Raw genomic sequence first — 22,595 nt, forward strand, 5'->3', positions numbered from 1 at the left:
TGTAACCTTTTCCGTTCTCCGGTAAACATAGGTTTGCGTATCCAAAGTATATCCGTGACCGATCCGGTGACCGGAAAAAGCAAAACAGCCGAATTCACATACGAGAATGAGGCCTGTACCATCAACTTTGACGATATCGGAACAACAGCCTTCATCTCCCTGTCCGGGGTCCGTGCCTCTTACATAGGATCTCCTACCAGCATTAGCACCGGAAGTGTCCGTACCACTTCTTGCCGCATCCCGGGCTATCGTGCCGAAAACGCTATTATATATTATGGGAAAGTGACCGAAACTGTATCCGGGAGTGGTGTCCCGCAAAAAATGAAAACGGTATATGAATATGACACATCCAATTGCCTGCATCCTTTCAAGGGTGCAGGTATATCTTCCAATCCATCGCTCGACCCTGACAATGCCCGTTATTTGGGCACCAAAATATATTATCCTAATTTAAGTCCGGAAACCTACGAAGAATGCAAGCGCATTTATGGCCCGCAGTTCGTAGGCGGCTATTTTCAAGAAACCTGTTGGGAAAAGGCCCCACTCATCCACCGTACCATCTATAAATATACACCTTCAGGCTATGAACCCGTAGAAGAAGAAATCAACAGATATTCTCTTGACCGCACAGGAGTCGTACGAACGGGATTCTATGTAGAAAGTATTCTGCGTACCATAGACGCGTCAGGAATAAGCAAAGAAGATTTTCAGAATACATCCGACTTTAATTTTTTTGAAACAGAAACCGCTTGCGGACGTTTATTCAAAGATACAACAATCACCATCATACATTACCCTAATTCCGTTTCACACCGTGAAGTAACTTCATATACCTACAACCGTTCCCAAGTGTATTCCAGCCTGACAAATGTATTTCCCCCACCGTTAAGGATCATACTCCCCGGTTTTACGGAAGACAGTACACAATTGGCCGACCATGGCATACTTCAATCCATTAAAACAGTTTGCGGAAACCAAACATTTGAACATTATTATTGCTATTCATCCAATATAACGGGTGGTTTCCTCCAAAGAATTGCCAATAACGGAAACATCAGTCTTCCGGTTATGGAAAAATGGGTTATAAATACCAAAGATACAATCCTGCTGAACTGGCAATACGCTGATTTCGGGAGAGGAAATATACGGCCTTCCCGCAAAGTACTTTCATGGAACAGACAGGAAACAGCCTCACAGGTCTTCACTCTCTATGAAAAAGAATATCCACTGGAGACAATCCTCAACCGGCTTTCTCCCACCGCCTACATTTGGAATTTATCCTGGAATTACCCTATTGCAGTAGTACGAGGCGCTTCTTATTCGGACACACGGGTACAAGTGGCAGTAAATCCATCCGCTATAGATACTCCGGACAAGGGTATTTACGGAGGGCTGCCAGTTGTCGAAGTATGGAAAAAGCCCGCCGGTTCCTTAACCACATGCTATGACTATGAACCACTCATTGGCTGTACAAAAGTGACAGAACCTAATGGAGAAGAAATAAATTATCAATATCTGGGAGGCAAACTCAATAAAATAACAGATCACTCCCAAAAGACCATTGCAGAATACACTTACACCCTGCGCGGAGAGGGTGCGACAGAGAATAGTATTACGACAAGAAACTATCTATACGGAACGGTGAATTACTTGGAACAAACCCAATACTATGACGGATTAGGACAACCTATACAACTATTGGAGAAACAAATTACCCCCTTCCAGAATAACTTGCTCCATGTTCTTGAATATGATTGCCTGGGATGCGAGACACGCAATTGGTTACCTATCCCAACCGCAACAAACGGACGTGCCACCAACTATGCCAATCTCTCTGCCAATTATTACGGCGACTCATACGCCTACACAGAAAGTACATATGAAGCAGCACCTATAGAACAGTTGCTAAAAAAAGCTCCCCCCGGAAATGATTTCAGGTCCCACCCGATTACTTACGAATATCTGGCTAACAGCCCACAGACAGCAGCCTTAAACTGTAATCATTATGAAGCTATAAACAATGAGCAATTCCGTTGTACCGGCACTTACCCGGCAGGAGAACTGGAAGTTATATTAACAACGGATGAAGACGGCCACAAACAATACACATTCACCGACTTCAGGGGAAACACTGTCTTGATACGGCAAGTCAACAATGGAGAATTTCATGATACTTATACCATACATGACGCCCTCGGAAATCCTCTGCTGGTGCTTCCGCCAATGGCTTCCGCCTCACTTGGCAGCAGTGGCACGTGGAGCATCCGAAACAACGACATCCTGCAAAAGTACGCTTACTATTATCGTTACGATGCCCGCCGTTTATGCGTAGAGAAGAAACTTTCCGGAGCAGAACCGGTCTATTACGTATACGACAAGACAAGACGTCTCATGTTCTCACAAGATGGAAACCAGCGTACCGCCGGAGAATGGACATTCTATCTTTACGACAAATTTCAACGGCCGACGGTACAAGGCGTATGCAAAAACACCAATACCGCCTCGGCAGCTTCAGTCATCATCAATTGTGAACGTAGCAACAGCAACACAGGCTTGGAAGGCAGCGGATACAGCTCCACTTTCTCACTAATCTCACCTGAGGTACACATAGTAAACTACTACGATGACTACGAATTCAAGACACTGCCCGGATTCAATAACAGCAAGTTCACCACTGCCTTCTCAACTGTAAACCCAAACTACGTCAAGGGATATCCGGCAGGTAGCATCACAAAGGTACCGGGAAGCAGTACCAAACTTTATTCTGTTAATTTCTATGACATAAAAGGGCAGATTATTCAAAGCCTGTCCAGCAATCACTTGGATGGATACGAAACAGTGGAGAACACTTATACTTTTACAGGAAAGCCCAAGACTGTGAAGCATGTTCATACCACTAATGAGAGTAAAGCCAATAAAAATACAATAGAAGAGAACTATACTTATAATTATGACCACGCCGAGCGCATCACATCGGTAAATTATACGTTAGGCAACAATACCATAACACTGGCAACAAACACCTATGACGAACTTGGGAGATTGAAAAGCAAGTCACATCACGGTTCCAATGCCAATATCCTCACGTATGACTACAACATACGTGGATGGACGAAGAAGATAGAAAGTCCGAAATTCACTCAGAAGTTATACTATACGGATGGAAACAGCACGCCATGCTACAACGGTAATATCAGCAGTATGACCTGGAAAGCAGATGCCGAAGCCATAAGAGGATATAAATTCACCTATGATCATCTGAACCGCATGACGAATGCCGGATATGGCGAAGGGGATGATTTGTCGGCTAACTCAGAACGCTTCTCTGAGATTATCACCGGATATGACAGGAATGGAAATATTCTAGGACTAAAACGTAATGGGAAGGGTTCGTCTTCTGCCTACGATGCGATTGATAACCTGACTCTGACTTACGATGGAAACCAACTGAAAAACGTTACCGATGCCGCAACAGATCCTCTCTACAACGGTGTGTTCAACTTTGTAGACGAAAGCAAGGGAAGCGGAACGGAATATATCTATGATTCCAACGGAAATATGCAGCAGGATTATAACAAGAAAATTAGTAAAATCCAATATAATCTTTTAAATTTGCCTGCAGCACTGCAATTTACCAATGGGAACCGGAAGGATTATACCTATAGTGCGGACGGGAAGAAACTGAAAGTCGTACACAAGACGGCGATAGCCAACATATCTGTCCCCATGGGGCAGATAAAAGAGCTGGCGGCAAATCAGGTTTCACAAACCCATACGGTGGATTATTGCGGAAATGTGATCTATGAAAACGGAAGTCTGAGCAAGGTGCTCACAGAAGAAGGATATGTCACTCTGAGCGGGACAACTCCAACATTTTACTATTACCTGAAAGATCATCAGGGAAATAATCGGATGGTGGTACGTTTGAACGGAGCGTCGTGGAACACAGAATAGGTGAATCATTACTATCCTTTCGGAGGAGTATTTGAAGTGAATACTGAAACTTCGGGGAAACAGTCCTATAAGTATAACGGGAAAGAGTTGGACAGGATGCATGGGCTGGATTGGTATGATTATGGGGCGAGGATGATGGATGCGGCATTGGGGAGATGGCATGTGATGGATCCAATGGCAGAAAAGTATTATGAGTGGAGTCCATATGCGTACTGTGCAAATAATCCTCTTAAGCATGTTGATCCTGATGGAAGAAGTTGGTATTCTTATAATCAAGACGGGAAGACTATTTATGAATGGAATATAGATATTCGTTCCCAAGAAGACTTGGATAAAATAAGAAAAAATGCTACTTATATTGGATATATTCATTCTGATGACGATACTTATTATAGTTTATTTGGTAATAAATATTCTATAGATTCAAAGGAGGGTAAAACCATGCAAAAAATAGATGAGGCCTTGATCAATTATAGCCAAGCTTCTCCACAATATGATTATTATGGAAATCTAATATCAGGAGGTGAGAATGTAACAGACTTTAACATAGGAGAATATCCACAAAACAGTTCTTTAAATCTAAGTGAGGATACTTATTTTACATTTCAGGCAGAAGGCGGTCTTGTGACATACTTTAAAGTATCTAAAGGCGTTGATAATAAAGCTAAGTTTGGAGGATTTGGGTATGTTACAAAAGGGCAAGTAAGAGGACAAGGGAATAGAGGCATTGGAAACTTAAAAGATGGAATACCTATATATTTTGAAAGGCAAAATACACCAGGAAATATTGTTCAACGTTCCGCACAAATCATATTTCCAACACAAAAAGCTGCTGATTCTTTTTACCAGAAATATTCATTAATACTAAAAAGAAAATGAAAAATACACCAATTATTATTGCTATAATATGTGGATTGTTGTGTGTTAACATACAAGCCCCAGTCGAAGATGATTATTATCCCTTTAGGGATATTATAGAAAATTATTACCTCCATTATTATGAATATCCTAACTCTGTATCTGAAATAATCCAATTCACGGAATATTGTCTAACAGTAGACACCAACTATTTCCCTTCTCCCGAAAAAAAAACAATTCAATCAAAAATATTGCCTAGACTAAACAATCGTAATATTCAAATAATAAACAATGACAATTTTGGGATACTACAAAACAATGATACGTTATTTTACTTTAAAAAGTATCTCTTTTCACCTTGTGAAATAGATTTATTTATTGGAGATTCGGTTCAGGAATACTATGCATTTTATAGTAAATTTTCCAAGCCTCGTTTCTTCGACGAAGTAGGCCATGCTATTATTCCATCTGAAAAAGACATTGATTTTCAGAATGACTTAATCAAATTTACAGAACAGCAAACAAGGATCAACGGCATTCCTTTTCGCCATTATATGAATGGAAAAGATACAATACCTGTATTTCTGTTTCTAGAATATGAGCTTGGAAAAGGGCTTCGTGATTTTTGTGACAAGAAAAAAAATCTAAACAAGACCTATTATCAACCATTAGATAGCTTATGTAACAAATTTTGTAGTAATAATAAGATTACAAGAATCATTTTTTCAAGTCTTGACTATCAATAACAACAACTTTAATCAAGTTGATCGGTTTTAATTATGACCACGCCGAGCGCATCACATCGGTAAATTATACGTTAGGCAACAATACCATAACACTGGCAACAAACACCTATGACGAACTTGGGAGATTGAAAAGCAAGTCACATCACGGTTCCAATGCCAATATCCTCACGTATGACTACAACATACGTGGATGGACGAAGAAGATAGAAAGTCCGAAATTCACTCAGAAGTTATACTATACGGATGGAAACAGCACGCCATGCTACAACGGTAATATCAGCAGTATGACCTGGAAAGCAGATGCCGAAGCCATAAGAGGATATAAATTCACCTATGATCATCTGAACCGCATGACGAATGCCGGCTATGGCGAAGGGGATGATTTGTCGGCTAACTCAGAACGCTTCTCCGAACTCATTACCGGATATGACAGGAATGGGAATATTCTAGGACTGAAACGTAATGGGAAGAGTTCGTCTTCCGCCTATGGGATGATTGATAACCTGACTCTGACTTACGATGGAAACCAACTGAAAAATGTTACCGATGCCGCAACAGATCCTTTATACAACGGTGCGTTCAACTTTGTAGACGAGAACAAGGGAAGCGGAACGGAATATATCTATGATTCCAACGGAAATATGCAGCAGGATTATAATAAGAAAATTAGTAAAATCCAATATAATCTTTTAAATTTGCCTGCAACACTGCAATTTACCAATGGGCACCGGAAGGATTATATCTATAGTGCGGACGGGAAGAAACTGAAAGTCGTACACAAGACGGCGATAGCCAATATATCTGTCCCCATGGGGCAGATAAAAGAACTGGCGGAAAATCAGGTTTCACAAACCCATACGGTAGATTATTGCGGAAATGTGATCTATGAAAACGGAAGTCTGAGCAAGGTGCTCACAGAAGAAGGATATGTCACTCTGAGCGGGACAACTCCAACATTTTACTATTACCTGAAAGATCATCAGGGAAATAATCGGATGGTGGTACGTTTGAACGGAACGTCATGGAACACAGAACAGGTGAATCATTACTATCCTTTCGGAACGGAACGTAGCTGTATATCATCAATAGAACTACAACTCATCCGCAAAAAATGGCACGGAAACTGTACCGGATTTGCCGGACAATTCGCAAGAAACTGATAGAGAACTACCAAACAACTTGGAAACTCTCAGCAAAAACAAAGAAGAGCAAAACAATAGTAACAATCGGAGTATCAGCAATTAGCACAGAAAACCGTCCCTCGCGCGCGTAAGAGAAGAGTAGAGTAGATAAGAGTAGAATAGAAACAACGACTCCGTCGTTGAAAAGAACGGTGACGAAGGAGAAGTACAAGCTGCGCAAAACGCCACAGCTAAGCAGAACAAATGCCACACCTGAGCAAGGCAAATGCCACACCTAAGCGAGGCAAACGCCACACTTCACGCTCGTCCAAGTGCGGCATCGGCACCCGCGAAGTGTGGCATCACGGGCATTGAACCGCAGCATTGGAAAACATTCAACTGAAAAATTATCTAAGGAGACCGCGAACTATTTAATTATGTTACAAAAGTCTGATCTGTCCTATTGTTATACCGACAACATTCAGTACATTTGCAGAAATATACAATAGAGCGAAAGAAATGCTAACACTTTTATAAAAGAGAATTCCGCGAACAGAGCTTTTTGAAATGATGGGACTAAAAAAAACTCAGACAACAGACATTTCAAAAACCGGAAGGCAAGTTCTTTTGTTATTAGGTAGAAAATAAAAAGGTTTAATAAACTCATAAAATCTCATGGAACATCCTCTTTCCCAATTCAAGTACTGCCCCAAGTGTGGCTCCATACACTTTGAAATCAACAACGAAAAATCAAAACGCTGTACCGACTGCAGATTTGTATATTACTTCAACCCCTCCGCCGCCACCGTAGCCTTGATTATGAATGAACAAAATGAGCTATTGGTATGCCGCCGCGCCAAAGACCCGGCCAAAGGGACATTGGATTTGCCGGGCGGCTTTATCGACATGGCTGAAACCGGAGAAGAAGGAGTGCGCCGTGAGGTGAAAGAAGAAACAGGCATGGAAGTGAATAAGGCGGAATATCTGTTTTCCTTGCCTAACATATATGTATATTCCGGTTTTCCTGTCCACACGCTGGATCTGTTTTTCCGTTGCACAGTAGCTGATACGCTGCATTACAAAGCAATGGATGACGCTGCAGACCTGTTCTTCATTCCACTGAAAGATATACGCACAGAAGATTTCGGACTGGGATCTATCCGGAAAGGATTAGGAATATTTCTGAAGGAAATGGCCCAATAATGATTCACGTTCACAACTCTATATCCTAAAAAAGCCAAATAAGTGTAACAAATTCGACTTAAAACCCGTACTTTTGTAAAAACGCGTTGTATTATGAAGAATAAACTCTCCCGAATACTGTGCACGGCCCTCTGCTGTGCACCCCTGCTCGCTACGGCACAGACCAGCGAGAAAATCACTTCCCCCCAACGACTTTATCAGGAAGGACAATCATTGTTCCAACAAAAAGCTTACGCTGCCGCCATCCCGCCACTTCAGGCTTTTGTGCGCCAGGTAGACGCTGAAGGCAAACCGTTGCCTGCCGAAGGCGAACGGATGGAAGCCGAATATATGCTGGTATGCGCCGCTTATGAACTGAAAGATACGAAAAGTATAGATAAATTGCGTGCCTATCTGGATGAGTATCCCGATACTCCATACGCCAATCGCATTTATGCACTCATGGCTTCCGTATACTTCTTCGAAGGAAACTATGATGCGGCTATGGCTATGTTCAATGCTTCCCGCCTCGACCTGCTTGGAAATGAAGAACGGGATGACATGACCTATCGCCTCGCCACCTGCTACCTGAAAACAGGAAATGTGAAAGAAGCCGCCATCTGGTTCGAGACACTTCGTAGCACCAGCAAGAAATATGTTGCGGATTGCACTTATTACCTTTCATACATCCGCTACACCCAGCAGCGCTACGATGACGCCCTGACCGGTTTCCTGTCTTTGCAGGATAATGAAAAGTATAAAGCATTGGCACCCTATTATATAGCAGAAATTTATCTGATAAAGAAGAATTATGATAAGGCGGAAATCGTTGCACAGAATTACCTGTCCACCTACCCCAACAATGAATATACCGCAGAAATATATCGTGTTCTGGGTGATGCGGACTACCACTTCGGGAAATACCACGAAGCAATGGGAGCATTTGAAAAGTACCTGGCAAACAACCAAGAGGAAGCTCCCCGCCGGGATGCGCTCTACATGCTGGGACTTTCATATTATCACTCCGGCGTATATACCAAAGCAGCCAACACCCTCGGAGAAGTAGCTACTGGAAATGATGCGCTTTCACAGAATGCCTATCTGCACATGGGCTTGTCGTACCTGCAAATGGGAGACAAGAACAAAGCGCGTATGGCATTTGAACAGGCTTCCGCCTCTAATGCAAACATGCAGATCAAGGAGCAGGCCGCATACAACTATGCCCTCTGTATTCACGAAACTTCTTATTCCGCTTTCGGTGAATCTGTCACCGTTTTCGAGAAGTTCCTCAATGAATTCCCCAATTCTCAGTATGTAGATAAAGTCAGCAGCTATCTGGTAGAGGTGTATATGAATACCCGCAGTTATGAAGCTGCCCTGAAATCCATCGAGCGTATCACTCATCCGGGTGCTGCCATTCTGGAGGCTAAACAGAAAATCCTGTTCCACCTCGGCACCCAGTCTTTTGCAAATACACAATTCCAGGAAGCTATCGGTTATTTCAACCAGTCTATTGCTTTGGGGCAATACAACCTGCAAACCAAAGCGGATGCCATCTATTGGAGAGGCGAATCTTATTATCGCTTGAACCGGATGCAGGAAGCTGCCCGTAACTTTAATGAATATCTGAATCTGACACCGGACAGGAATACGGAGACTTATGCATTGGCATATTATAATCTGGCTTATATTGCTTTCCACGAAAAAGATTATACGCTTGCACAAAACCGCTTCCTGAAGTTTACACAACTGGAAAAAGGAGAAAATGCCACCGCGCTTGCCGACGCCTATAACCGTATAGGCGACTGCCACCTGCATGTTCGCCGTTTCGATGAAGCCAAACAATACTATAATAAAGCTGAGAATATGGGAACTCCCGCAGGAGACTACTCATTCTATCAGTTGGCTTTAGTAGCCGGTCTACAAAAGGATTATGACGGCAAAGTGGCATTACTCAACCGTCTGTCCAGCAAATATCCGAGTTCACCTTACGCCATAAATGCCCTTTATGAAAAAGGACGTTCGTATGTACAGACCAACAATAGCCGCCAGGCCATCGCAGCCTTCAAAGAGTTACTGGATAAATATCCGGAAAGTCCGGTCAGCCGTAAAGCTGCCGCTGAGATTGGCTTGCTGTACTATCAGAACGATGACTATGATCGTGCGATAGAAGCATACAAACATGTTGTAACACAATATCCGGGTAGCGAGGAAGCACGTCTTGCCATGCGAGACCTGAAATCCATTTATGTGGACGCCAACCGCGTAGATGAATTTGCCGAGTTAGCGGCTAAAGTGCCGGGGGAAATTCGTTTCGACGCCAGCGAACAAGACTCACTGACTTACATCGCTGCTGAAAAGGTATACATGAAAGGAGAGATTGCACCAGCCAAGTCAAGCTTTACACGCTATCTGCAAAGTTATCCCAACGGTGCATTCAGCCTGAATGCGCACTATTACTTGTGCGTCATCGGCAAAGAGCAGAAAGACGAAGAAGCAGTACTGGAACACGCCGGTAAGCTGCTGGAATATCCAGACACTCCTTACTCACAGGAAGCACTTATCGCACGGGCTGAAATACTATTCAACCGTAAACATTTCGACCAGGCACTTACCGACTACAAGCAGTTGAAGGCTAAAGCTACCACCACCGAACGTCGCCAGCTTGCAGCAACCGGTATGCTACGCAGTGCAGCCATGATGCAGGATGATGTAGAAACAATCGCTGCCGCTACGGACATGCTTGCCGAGGCTAAGCTGACACCGGAACTGCGCAACGAAGCCCTATATTTCCGTGCCAAAGCTTACTTGAACCAACAGGCCGACAAGAAAGCGATGAACGATCTTCAGGCATTGGCTAAGGATACACGTACTCTCTATGGAGCCGAAGCTAAATACTTGGTTTCCCTGCAACTGTATAAAGCTCATGAGTATGCTGCCGCCGAGAAAGAAATACTTAATTTCATCGAGCAAAGTACACCACACGCTTACTGGCTGGCACGCAGCTTTATTCTGCTGTCTGATGTATATGTAGCCATGGATAAGAAACTGGATGCACGCCAATATTTATTGAGCCTGCAGCAGAATTACCATGCTGACGATGACATTGAACAAATGATTAATGAGAGACTGGAAAAACTGAAATAAGAAGAGTAGTAAAGTAGTAAGTAGTAAAGTAGAATAGCGATATGAAAAAATCCCAATATATATTCGGAGCATTGGCACTAATAGCCTTCCCGAACTGGGCACAGGCCCAAACGCAAGCTAAAGACACTACCCTGAGCCGCACGGTCGTGGTAGAACAAGAATATAATCCGGACATCATGGATGCTTCCAAGGTAAATGTATTGCCACAAGTAGCACCGCCAACTGTCAGCAAAAAAGCAGTGGAATATGACGCTACGTTGGTACCGGAAGGAAATATCCCCGCAAGTACCATGCAAGCTTATACCGGAGCAGAAAGCCAGGACAAAGCACAACGTGGATACGCGCGCCTGGGATATGGGAATTATGGGAATCTGGACGCACGCGCCAATTACTTATTTATCCTTCCCAATAGTGATAAGCTAAATCTGAACTTCCATATGAACGGCATGGACGGCAAATTAAAAGTACCCGATTTTGCAGAGAAATGGGATGCACATTACTACCGTACACACGTTGGCATGGACTATGTACATGCTTTCCGGAAAGTGGACTTAAATGTAGCCGGCAACTTTGGGCTGAGCAATTTCAACTTTATACCCTATAGTATAAACAACAAACAGAAATTCCTGTCGGGCGATGTACATTTCGGAGTCAAATCGACAAGCGAAGACTTGCCTTTTCAGTTTCATGCCGAAACGAACCTGATGTTCTATGAACGCCAGTATGACCTGTCTCAGAAAGATGCACAGGAAGCGATGGTACGGACCAAAGCAGGTGCAATGGGTTCTATCTCCGAAGAACAATCTGTAGGAGTGGACCTGGCAATGGACAATGTATTTTATAAGAACAATCTTTTTGATGATTATACATCTGTAGAACTCAATCCTTACTACTTGTATCAGAATGATGACTGGAAAATCCGGCTTGGCGCCCATGTGGATTTTGCTTTCGGATTTGGTAAGAAGTTCCGGGTATCACCGGACGTCACTGCCCAATATATCTTCTCTGACAGTTACATTCTTTATGCCCAAGCTACAGGTGGACGCCGAACTAATGACTTCCGCAGACTGGAAACCGTTTCGCCTTACGGACAGAGTGAAATGCAGCTGGATGCCACTTACGAGCAACTGAATGCCGCACTCGGATTCAAGACCAGTCCTGTAACAGGTTTATGGTTCAACCTCTATGGTGGATACCAGGATTTAAAGAATAACCTTGCCTCTGTCGGAGTTTCAAGCTACATTGTAGATACCAACAACCAATCATATCTCCAACTGTTCCAAAGAAACATGCATAACATCTATGCAGGCATTGAGGTCAGCTACAGCTATAAAGACATTATCTCTTTTTCCGCCTCAGGTGTCTACCGTGACTGGAAAGTTGCAAAGGTAGAAGAGGATAACGGAGATTGGCTACTTGCCTATATGCCCTCTTTCGAAGCAAACATTCACGCAGATATCCGACCGATCTCCTCAGTCCTGATCAGCTTCGGATACCAGCACATCACTCGTGAAAAAATAGGAAACGAACGAGTTGATCCCGTTGCTAATCTTTACCTCGGTGGCAGCTACGAAGTCTTCAAAGGCATCTCTATTTACGCCCGAGTAAACAATTTATTGAACAAAGACTATCAATATTATTGGGGATATCCTACAGAAGGTCTCAATTTCGCAGGTGGTGTAAGTTTCCGTTTTTAACAAACAACGAGGCAAAAAAAGTCATTTTTACTAAAAAAGAATATATTCTCTACATATTATAAGGTGGAAACAATTGTTTTTTTCTACTTTTGCGGGCGAATTCAGTGACAGGAGTCACTATAAAACAGAAATTTATGCCAAAAAACCTTGTCATTGTCGAGTCACCGGCAAAAGCAAAAACAATTGAGAAGTTCCTGGGAAAAGATTATAAGGTTCTTTCCAGCTATGGTCATATACGCGATTTGAAGAAAAAAGAATTCAGTATTGACGTTGAAAAGAACTTTGAACCGGACTATGAAATCCCGGAAGATAAAAAAGCGCTGGTAAAGACACTGAAATCTGAAGCGAAAGAAGCAGATACCGTATGGTTGGCTTCCGATGAGGACCGCGAGGGAGAAGCCATCGCGTGGCACTTGTATGAGGTATTAAAACTCGATCCGGAACATACCAAACGCATCGTATTCCATGAAATTACCAAAACCGCTATATTAAAGGCTATTGAGCAACCTCGAAACATTGACATCAATCTTGTCAATGCACAGCAGGCTCGCCGTATCCTCGACCGTATCGTGGGTTTTGAATTATCGCCTGTATTGTGGAAGAAAGTAAAACCTGCACTTTCTGCCGGACGTGTACAATCAGTAGCCGTACGTCTCATCGTAGAGCGCGAACGTGAAATACATGCTTTCCAAAGTGAAGCATCTTATAAAGTCACTGCCATTTTCCTGGTTCCCGACACCGACGGCAAACTTGTAGAGATGAAAGCAGAACTTGCACGCCGCCTCAAGACTAAAGCAGAAGCTCAGAAACTATTGGAGCATTGCCAGGCAGCAATGTTTACCATTGAAGATATTACGACTCGTCCGGTAAAGAAAAGCCCGGCCGCACCGTTCACCACTTCTACCCTGCAACAGGAAGCTGCACGTAAGCTCGGTTTCACGGTTGCTCAAACCATGATGGTGGCTCAGAGACTGTATGAATCCGGACGTATCACTTATATGCGTACCGACTCGGTAAACTTATCGGAATACGCAATCAACGGCAGTAAAGAAGCCATCGCTAACATGATGGGGGATAAATATGTGCATCCACGTCACTTCAGTACCAAGACCAAAGGGGCACAGGAAGCGCACGAGGCTATCCGTCCTACATATATGGAACAGGCGCAAATAGAAGGTAGTGCACAGGAGAAGAAACTGTATGACCTGATCTGGAAACGTACTATAGCTTCCCAGATGGCAGATGCCGAACTGGAAAAGACAACAGCAACCATCAGCATCAGCAATGCATCTGATACATTCAATGCAACCGGAGAAGTGGTTAAATTCGACGGTTTCCTGCGCGTATACAGAGAATCTTATGATGATGATGTGGAGCAGGAAGATGAAAGCCATCTGCTACCTCCTTTGAAGAAGGGACAGAAACTACAGTACCAGAATATAACTGCTACGGAACGTTTCACGCAACACCCACCCCGTTATACAGAAGCAAGCCTGGTACGCAAACTGGAAGAGTTGGGTATCGGCCGTCCTTCAACTTATGCACCTACTATTTCTACTGTACAGCAGCGTGAGTATGTAGAGAAGGGAGATAAGACCGGCGAAGAGCGTTTATATAATGTAATCACTTTGAAGAAAGATAAGATTGCAGATGATACACGCACTGAGATTACCGGAGCTGAGAAAGCCAAACTGTTACCTACAGATACCGGCACAGTTGTAACCGACTTCCTGATGCAATACTTCCCCAGCATCATGGACTACAACTTCACGGCAAGCGTAGAAAAACAATTCGACGAGATAGCAGAAGGCGATACAAAATGGACGACTATCATGAAGACGTTCTATAAAACGTTCCATCCATCTGTTGAAAGTACCCTCGCTGCCAAGAATGCACATAAGACCGGAGAACGCTTATTGGGAGACGATCCCGTCAGTGGCAAACCTGTTTCAGTCAAGATTGGACGTTTCGGTCCGGTAGTACAGATAGGAAGTGCGGAAGATGAAGAGAAACCTCGTTTTTCTCCTCTGAAGAAAGGCATGTCTATCGAGACTATTACCCTGGAAGAGGCTATGGAACTGTTCAAGTTGCCACGTACCCTTGGAGAACATGAGGGTAAAACTGTCAGCGTCAATGCCGGACGTTTCGGTCCGTATATTTATTATAGCGGAACCTATACCTCACTTCCCAAAGGAGCAGATCCTATGGAAATAGAATTGGAAGAGGCTCTGGAACTGATCAAGGAAAAAGCGGAAGCGGAAGCCAAGAAGCATCTTAAAAAATTCGAAGAAGAACCGGAATTGGAAATTATGAATGGAAGATATGGTCCTTATATCGCTTATAAAGGCAGCAATTATAAGATCCCAAAAGATATCGTTCCGGAAGATTTAAGTCTGGATGCCTGCTTGGAAATCGTCAAACTGCAAAGTGAAAAAGCTGCATCGGCTCCGGCAAAACCGAAGCGTGGAAAATATGCCAAGAAGAAAGCATAAAGCGATTCATCATAAAACAATCAGCCCCGAAATGATTCTCTCATTCCGGGGCTGATTGTTTATAATACTTTTGCAATTACATTCTGTCCGGTACTTCGATGCCCAGCAATCCCATGCCGAGACGAACAACTTTAGCCACATTCTCCGACAAGGCAAGGCGGAACACTTTCACCGCTTCATTCTCTTCACGCAGGATGCTGAAATCGTGATAGAACTGATTGTATTCTTTCACCAAGTCATAAGTATAGTTGGCAATGATAGACGGACTGTAATCTGAGCCTGCCTGCTTCACAACAGCTGCGAAATCAGCCACCATTTGGATAAGCCCTTCCTCTTTCTCACTCAACTCGATACCTACAGGAATTTCAGCCGGAACTGCGATACCGGCTTCAGCTGCCTTACGCAATACAGATTGAATACGCGCATACGTATATTGAATGAACGGTCCTGTATTCCCATTAAAGTCAATTGACTCTTTCGGATTGAACGTCATATTCTTACGGGCATCCACTTTGAGAATAAAGTATTTCAAAGCACCCAATCCTACAATTCGGGCGATATTATCAGCCTCTTCCTGAGTCAAACCATCCAGTTTTCCCAGTTCATTTGAAGTTTCCTTAGCAGTATTCACCATTTCCTCAATCAAGTCATCGGCATCTACTACTGTACCTTCACGACTCTTCATCTTACCCTCAGGTAACTCGACCATACCATAAGAGAAATGCACGAGCCCCTTTCCCCATTCGAAACCGAGTTTATCAAGCAAGATAGAAAGCACTTGGAAATGGTAGTTCTGTTCATTACCTACAACATAAATCATTTTGTCAATAGGATAATCTGCAAAACGCAATTTTGCTGTACCGATATCTTGAGTCATATAAACTGAAGTTCCATCGGCACGGAGCAACAATTTGTGATCCAAGCCTTCCGGAGTAAGGTCAGCCCATACAGAGCCATCTTCTTTCTTATAGAAGAAACCTTTTTCAAGACCTTCCATAACTTTCTCTTTACCTTCAAGATAGGTATTTGACTCATAATATATCTTGTCAAAACCCACACCCATCTTACGATAAGTTTCATCAAAACCTTCGTACACCCAATTATTCATTTTTGTCCAAAGTGCACGTACTTCCGGATCACCGGCCTCCCATTTTACCAGCATTTCACGGGCTTCGTTCATCAATGGAGAGGCAGCTTCTGCTTTCGCTTTAGCTTCTTCTTCCGTCGCACCTTCAGCCTGGAATTTAGCCATCAGCTCTTTCACTTCAGCTTTATAGTGTTTATCGAAAGCTACATAATAGTCACCTACCAAATGATCGCCCTTTTTACCGGATGATTCAGGAGTTTCACCATTTCCATATTTGGACCATGCCAACATGGATTTGCAGATATGAATACCGCGGTCGTTCACGATATTCGTCTTTACCACTTTGTTACCGTTCGCCATAACGATGTTAGCCAAGGCATTACCCAAAAGGTTATTGCGTACATGACCTAAGTGAAGTGGTTTGTTGGTATTGGGTGAGGAATATTCTATCATAACCAGCGGAGAATGATCCGTGGCAGCAGTAATACCGTACTGTTTATCGGCATGAATGCTGTTCAGTAACTCAATCCAGGCAGAAGAAGCAATGGTCAGGTTCAGGAAACCTTTGATGACATTGAACGCAGCAACGGAGGGTTCATTAACTTTCAGGTATTCACCAATCTCTTGTGCTGTCTGCTCCGGTCCCTTCTTTGACATGCGTAGGAAAGGAAAAACGACCAGCGTGAGGTGTCCCTCAAATTCTTTCTTGGTTTTTTGCAGTTGCACCTGTGCGGCAGGCACATCCTGTCCGTACAGTGCTTTCAGTCCATTGATTACGGACGTTACCAGTTTATCTTCTATATTCATGATTTAAAAGTATTTTCCGAGTGCAAAGATACTATATTTTGGCGAATTAAGTGCTCCGTTTGTAGGGATAATAAAAAAGGAGGTGCTCCTGCATCTCCTTTCCTATTCTTTATTCGTAGCCGTCTTTATCCGATGGCCAAAGTCAACTCCATACCAGGTTTAAACTTAGCAACTTTCTTTGCAGGAATCGTAATGCTCTGTTTAGTAGAAGGATTAATGCCCAGACGTGCTGCTCTTTCTGACACAGCAAACGTACCGAAGCCAACCAATGATACTTTATCACCAGCCTTTAGAGCCTTTGTGATTGATGCCATGAAAGCATCCAATGCTTTCTTAGAATCCGCTTTTGTCAAACCGGACTCTGCTGCCATAGCGCTGATAAGTTCTGACTTGTTCATAAATTTAAAATTTAATAATTAATATGTTACACAAAAAATATCTGCAATAGAATTTCACAAAGCTCTACAAAAATAGAGCAATATTTCTGAATATCAAATAAAAACATTAAAAAAAGATTGGATTTTGGCGAAAAAAAAGGAATAGAAAGTCGTTTTTCTGTTATAGAACAGAATTTATTCGTATTTTTGCCGAATAAAGCGAAAATAGGCTGCACCTCAACATAATCAAGCGAGCTTGCTTCTGTTTTCGGTTTGCACTATTTTTGCAACTCAATGAATGAAAAAACAGATTATGAATGCCATACCAACAGTTACTAAAAACCTATTAATCATCAATGTACTGGTCTTTCTTGCGACCATTGTTGCTCAAAGTTACGGCCTGGATTTAACCCGTTATCTAGGACTTCACTTTTTTCTTGCTGACAACTTTAATATAGCACAGCTTATCACATACATGTTTATGCATGGTGGATTCACACATCTATTTTTTAACATGTTCGCATTGTGGATGTTTGGTCGTATTCTCGAACAAGTGTGGGGGCCGAAACGTTTTCTGTTTTACTACCTGGTATGTGGCATCGGTGCAGGATTTATACAGGAAATCGTTCAATATGTACATTACGAAATGGTGCTTTCTGCATACACCAGCGTCAACACGGGCTATTCTGTCATTCCGATGGGAGAGTATCTCAACATGATGACTACCGTGGGAGCGTCGGGAGCTATATATGCCATCCTGCTGGGATTCGGAATGTTGTTCCCCAACCAGCCGTTATTTATCTTCCCGCTGCCATTCCCGATCAAGGCCAAGTATTTCGTTATCGGATACGCATTGATTGAACTGTATGCAGGATTTGCCAACAATCCGGGTGACAACGTAGCTCACTTTGCACACTTGGGTGGTATGATATTCGGTTTTATACTGATCATGTACTGGAGAAAAAAAGACAAAGGAAATGGGTACTATTACAACTGATCTTAAAGAAGCTTTTCGGAGAGGGAATATTTATATCCAACTGATTTATATCAACGTAGCCGTCTTCGTGGTCACTACGCTGACGGAAGTTATTTTGCAGCTATTCAACCGTAGTCTTGGAGGGGCATTTGAATGGTTGGAGCTTCCTGCTTCATTTACCCAATTCATCATACAGCCTTGGTCACTGTTCACATACATGTTTATGCATGCAGGTTTTCTGCATATTCTGTTCAACATGCTATGGCTATATTGGTTTGGCGCATTGTTCCTGATGTTCTTCTCTGCAAAGCATTTGCGGGGAGTTTATATATTGGGCGGTATTTGCGGCGGATTGCTGTACATGGTAGCATATAACGTTTTTCCTTATTTCCGTCCGATGGTTGACTACTCATTTATGCTGGGAGCATCTGCTTCTGTGCTTGCTATTGTAGCTGCGACCGCATATCGTGAACCGAACTATCCGATACGATTATTCCTATTTGGCACAATACGACTGAAATATCTGGCACTGATTGTTATCGGTACTGATTTACTGTTCATCACATCCAGCAATGCAGGTGGACATATCGCCCATTTGGGTGGCGCATTAGCAGGAGTCTGGTTTGCAGCCGGACTGAGTAAAGGCAGAGACATTACATCCTGGATTAATAAGATTCTGGATGCTATCGTTTCAGTATTCAGTTTCAAGCCTCGCAAACCCAAAATGAAAGTGCATTATGGCAACAGTCGTCAGAAAGACTACGACTACAACGCCCGCAAGAAAGTTCAGTCAGAAGAAATAGATCGCATCCTCGATAAACTAAAAAAATCGGGATACGAAAGCCTGACTACGGAAGAAAAGAAAAGTCTTTTCGATGCGAGCAAACGATAATATAGAAATATGGGAATAAGGCATATTGGCAGATTCGTCGCTTATCTGATCTTAGCGGTCAACATCTTCTTCATAGGTTTGTTGCTTCTTACCGCTTACAGCCCGTATATTAAGCCGGCCGCACATCCCGTGGAGTCCTGTTTCGGACTGGCATTTCCTATCTTTCTGGTGATTAATATTTGTTTTCTGGTCTTTTGGCTTATTATCCAGAATTATAAGTTTGCATTAGTCACATTGGTTAGTCTTCTTCTATGCTATCCGCAGATACGGACCTATTTTCCTATCAATTTCCATACGGACAAGCTACCGGAGAACAGTTTCAAAGTTTTATCATACAATATAATGGGATTCGATGGAGCCGTTAAGAAAGACGGCGAGAACCCTATTTTAAATTATCTGAAGAACAGTGGAGCAGACATCCTATGCTTGCAGGAGTACCAGACCATTGAATCTTCTCATTATCTCAGCCAGAAAGATGTAGAGAAAGCCCTGAAAGATTATCCCTATCATAAGATTCAAACTGTAGGAAGCGGAAAAGGGCATACCAACCGGATAGCCTGTTATTCCAAATATCCCATACTTTCATCCCGCAGATTGGATTATGCCAGCGAATACAATGGCTCTGCGGTTTATGAGCTAAAAATAGGGGAAGATACCGTAATGCTTATCAACAACCATCTGGAATCTAATAAACTGACGAAAGAAGATAAAGTTGTCTATGAAAGTATGCTCAAATCCCCCGAAACAAAAAAGGTGAAAAGTGGTGCCCGCCTGCTTATCCGCAAACTGGCAGAAGCTTCTGCCATTCGTGGTTCGCAAGCCGACAGCATCGCACAAGAAATTGCATCGTCACAGCATCCTTACATCATCGTATGCGGTGACTTTAACGATACGCCCATTTCCTATGCCCACAGAGTTATCGGTCAAGGGCTAAATGACACTTTCACCCAATCGGGTCGCGGACTGGGTGTCTCTTACAATCAAAACAAATTCTACTTCCGGATTGACAATATCCTGGCAAGTAAAAACCTAAAGCCTTATAACTGTACGGTAGACCGATCTATAAAAGAGTCTGATCATTATCCAATCTGGTGTTATCTGAAGAAAAAAGAATAAAGAAAAAAAAGATTAATATCTAATACTTAAAACTATGTTTAAGAAGTGTATTTTTATTTTAGCTACAAGTTGTATGATGTACTCCTGTACCACACAAACGGAAACGAATCCGTTTCTGTCTGAGTTCCAAACCGAACATGGCGTACCGCCCTTCGATAAAATTAAACTGGAACATTACGAACTCGCCTTTTTGAAAGGGATCGAAGAACAAAACGCGAATATCGATGCAATAGTGACTAATTCTGAAGCACCTACTTTTGAAAATGTAATCGTTGCTCTCGACAATAGCGCTCCGATACTGGACCGGGTTAGTGCAATTTTCTATAATATGACGGATGCCGAAAAGACACCCGGACTGAATGAACTGTCCATTAAAATAGCTCCTACATTATCAGAACACAGCGATAATATTTCACTGAATCAGGAACTCTTTAAAAAAGTAAATGCCGTATACCAACAAAAAGAATCTTTGAAACTGACCACTGAACAAGAGCGCCTGTTGGAAGAGACTTATAAAGACTTTGTTCGTTCCGGTGCAAACCTTTCTCCGGAAAAGCAGGCACGTCTGCGTGAAATCAACAAACAGTTGTCCACATTAGGTCTTACATTCAGCGATAATATTCTGAATGAAAACAACGCTTTCAAACTATACATCGACAAAGAAGAAGATCTTGCCGGACTGCCCGAATGGTTCCGTCAAAGCGCAGCAGAAGAAGCAAAAGCAGACGGTCAGGAAGGAAAATGGTTGTTCACTTTGGGGAATGCCAGCCGACTTCCGTTTCTGCAATACTCAGACAACCGCCCGTTACGTGAACAGATATACAAGGCTTATATCAATCGCGGCAACAACAATGACAAGAACGATAACAAGAAAATCATTACAGATATTGTCAGCCTGCGTCTTGAGAAAGCACAATTACTGGGTTTTGACTGTTATTCCAATTTTGTTCTGGATAACACAATGGCTAAAAATTCCGCTACTGTAATGGATTTCCTGAATAACCTGTGGAGCTACTCTTTGCCAAAAGCAAAAGCCGAAGCTGCTGAATTGCAAAAGATCATGGATAAAGAAGGCAAAGGAGAAAAACTGGAAGCATGGGACTGGTGGTATTATACTGAAAAGCTTCGCAAAGAGAAGTACAATCTTGAAGAAGATGAAATCAAGCCTTACTTTAAACTGGAAAACGTACGTGAAGGAGCTTTTGCAGTTGCCAACAAGCTCTATGGCATTACATTAACGAAGCTGAATGGTATTCCTGTATATCATCCTGATGTAGAAGTGTTCGAAGTAAAAGATGCAGATGGCTCTCATATGGGTATCTTCTATGTAGACTATTTCCCGCGTCCAGGCAAGAGCGGTGGTGCATGGATGAGCAATTATCGTGAACAACAAGGCGATATTCGTCCGTTGGTATGCAACGTATGCAGTTTCACCAAACCTGTAGGCGACACTCCGTCATTGCTGACAATTGACGAGGTAGAAACTCTGTTCCATGAATTTGGGCACGCTCTGCACGGATTACTGACTAAATGTAACTATAAAGGTATTTCCGGAACAAATGTTGTGCGTGACTTTGTTGAATTGCCCTCCCAGATAAATGAACATTGGGCTACTGAACCGGAAGTACTGAAAATGTATGCTAAGCATTATCAGACAGGAGAGACCATTCCCGACAGCCTTATCGAAAAAATTCTGAATCAGAAAACCTTCAATCAAGGCTTCATGACCACAGAATTACTGGCTGCTGCCATTCTGGATATGAATCTGCACAACCTGACTGACACCAAGAATCTGGATGTATTGGCATACGAGAAAGAAGCCATGGATCAATTGAATCTTATCCCTGAAATAGCCCCGCGTTATCGTACCACCTACTTCAATCATATCATCGGTGGTTATGCTGCAGGCTACTACAGCTATTTATGGGCAAACGTATTGGATAATGATGCTTTCGAAGCTTTCAAAGAGCATGGTATCTTCGACAAAAAGACAGCAGATCTTTTCCGGTATAATGTTCTTGAAAAAGGTAATAGCGAAGACCCGATGACACTTTACAAGAATTTCCGTGGTGCTGAACCTCAACTGGAGCCAATGTTAAAAAATCGTGGAATGAAGTAAAATTAGTGCCATACAAAGGCAGCA

The 22,595-nt window shown here is 42.7% G+C and carries 14 protein-coding genes; 12 read left to right on the forward strand and 2 right to left on the reverse strand.

Going from position 1 to position 22,595, the window contains the following annotated elements:
* The first annotated feature begins 33 nt into the window (after positions 1–33).
* The 8 genes from DW036_RS26090 to topA all read left to right on the forward strand — a co-directional run bounded on the left by DW036_RS26090 (position 34) and on the right by topA (position 15,197).
* Positions 34–3,954 (forward strand): DUF6443 domain-containing protein, encoded by a 3,921-nt coding sequence (locus DW036_RS26090; protein WP_233560507.1) that lies wholly within the window; start codon positions 34–36, stop codon positions 3,952–3,954.
* Positions 3,955–4,833: an RHS repeat-associated core domain-containing protein gene (locus tag DW036_RS26095; protein ID WP_233560508.1), complete on the forward strand. Its 879-nt coding sequence runs from the start codon at positions 3,955–3,957 to the stop codon at positions 4,831–4,833.
* On the forward strand, positions 4,830–5,558 hold the full coding sequence (locus DW036_RS21810; protein ID WP_118466172.1) for a hypothetical protein: 729 nt from the start codon (positions 4,830–4,832) through the stop codon (positions 5,556–5,558). Before DW036_RS26095 ends, DW036_RS21810 begins: the two co-directional genes overlap by 4 nt.
* A gap of 17 nt (positions 5,559–5,575) precedes the next feature.
* On the forward strand, positions 5,576–6,718 hold the full coding sequence (locus DW036_RS25815) for a hypothetical protein (protein ID WP_187374660.1): 1,143 nt from the start codon (positions 5,576–5,578) through the stop codon (positions 6,716–6,718).
* Positions 6,719–7,354: 636 nt separating this feature from the next.
* On the forward strand, positions 7,355–7,882 hold the full coding sequence (locus tag DW036_RS21820; protein WP_118466173.1) for an NUDIX domain-containing protein: 528 nt from the start codon (positions 7,355–7,357) through the stop codon (positions 7,880–7,882).
* A gap of 93 nt (positions 7,883–7,975) precedes the next feature.
* Positions 7,976–11,008 (forward strand): tetratricopeptide repeat protein, encoded by a 3,033-nt coding sequence (locus DW036_RS21825; RefSeq protein WP_118466174.1) that lies wholly within the window; start codon positions 7,976–7,978, stop codon positions 11,006–11,008.
* A 41-nt stretch (positions 11,009–11,049) separates the two neighbouring features.
* Positions 11,050–12,705 carry a TonB-dependent receptor gene (locus DW036_RS21830; protein WP_118466175.1) on the forward strand — a complete coding sequence of 552 codons (1,656 nt, stop codon included), beginning with the start codon at positions 11,050–11,052 and terminating at the stop codon, positions 12,703–12,705.
* A gap of 134 nt (positions 12,706–12,839) precedes the next feature.
* On the forward strand, positions 12,840–15,197 hold the full coding sequence (topA, locus tag DW036_RS21835) for a type I DNA topoisomerase (RefSeq protein WP_118466176.1): 2,358 nt from the start codon (positions 12,840–12,842) through the stop codon (positions 15,195–15,197).
* A gap of 76 nt (positions 15,198–15,273) precedes the next feature.
* Here the strand turns inward: topA and argS are convergent, their stop codons facing one another.
* Positions 15,274–17,091, reverse strand: coding sequence for an arginine--tRNA ligase (gene argS / locus DW036_RS21840; protein WP_118466177.1), 1,818 nt, complete (start codon positions 17,089–17,091; stop codon positions 15,274–15,276).
* A gap of 125 nt (positions 17,092–17,216) precedes the next feature.
* Positions 17,217–17,489 carry an HU family DNA-binding protein gene (locus DW036_RS21845; RefSeq protein ID WP_007661934.1) on the reverse strand — a complete coding sequence of 91 codons (273 nt, stop codon included), beginning with the start codon at positions 17,487–17,489 and terminating at the stop codon, positions 17,217–17,219.
* 292 nt (positions 17,490–17,781) lie between these two features.
* Here DW036_RS21845 and DW036_RS21850 point away from each other — a divergent pair, with 292 nt between their 5' ends.
* The 4 genes from DW036_RS21850 to DW036_RS21865 are packed head-to-tail and all read left to right on the forward strand — an operon-like array spanning position 17,782 to position 22,571.
* Entirely contained in the window at positions 17,782–18,465 is a 684-nt protein-coding gene (locus DW036_RS21850) for a rhomboid family intramembrane serine protease (RefSeq protein ID WP_187374666.1), read from the forward strand.
* A complete protein-coding gene (locus tag DW036_RS21855; RefSeq protein ID WP_118466178.1) occupies positions 18,446–19,336 on the forward strand; it encodes a rhomboid family intramembrane serine protease in 891 nt (296 codons plus the stop codon). The genes DW036_RS21850 and DW036_RS21855 overlap by 20 nt, the downstream gene beginning before the upstream one ends.
* Before the next feature lie 15 nt (positions 19,337–19,351).
* Entirely contained in the window at positions 19,352–20,452 is a 1,101-nt protein-coding gene (locus DW036_RS21860) for an endonuclease/exonuclease/phosphatase family protein (RefSeq protein ID WP_187374667.1), read from the forward strand.
* A 34-nt stretch (positions 20,453–20,486) separates the two neighbouring features.
* Complete coding sequence (locus DW036_RS21865) at positions 20,487–22,571, forward strand: M3 family metallopeptidase (RefSeq protein ID WP_118466180.1); 2,085 nt, start codon at positions 20,487–20,489, stop codon at positions 22,569–22,571.
* Positions 22,572–22,595 lie beyond the last annotated feature (24 nt).

It is taken from the genome of Bacteroides sp. AF39-11AC, from assembly GCF_003474285.1.
Taxonomy (GTDB): domain Bacteria; phylum Bacteroidota; class Bacteroidia; order Bacteroidales; family Bacteroidaceae; genus Bacteroides.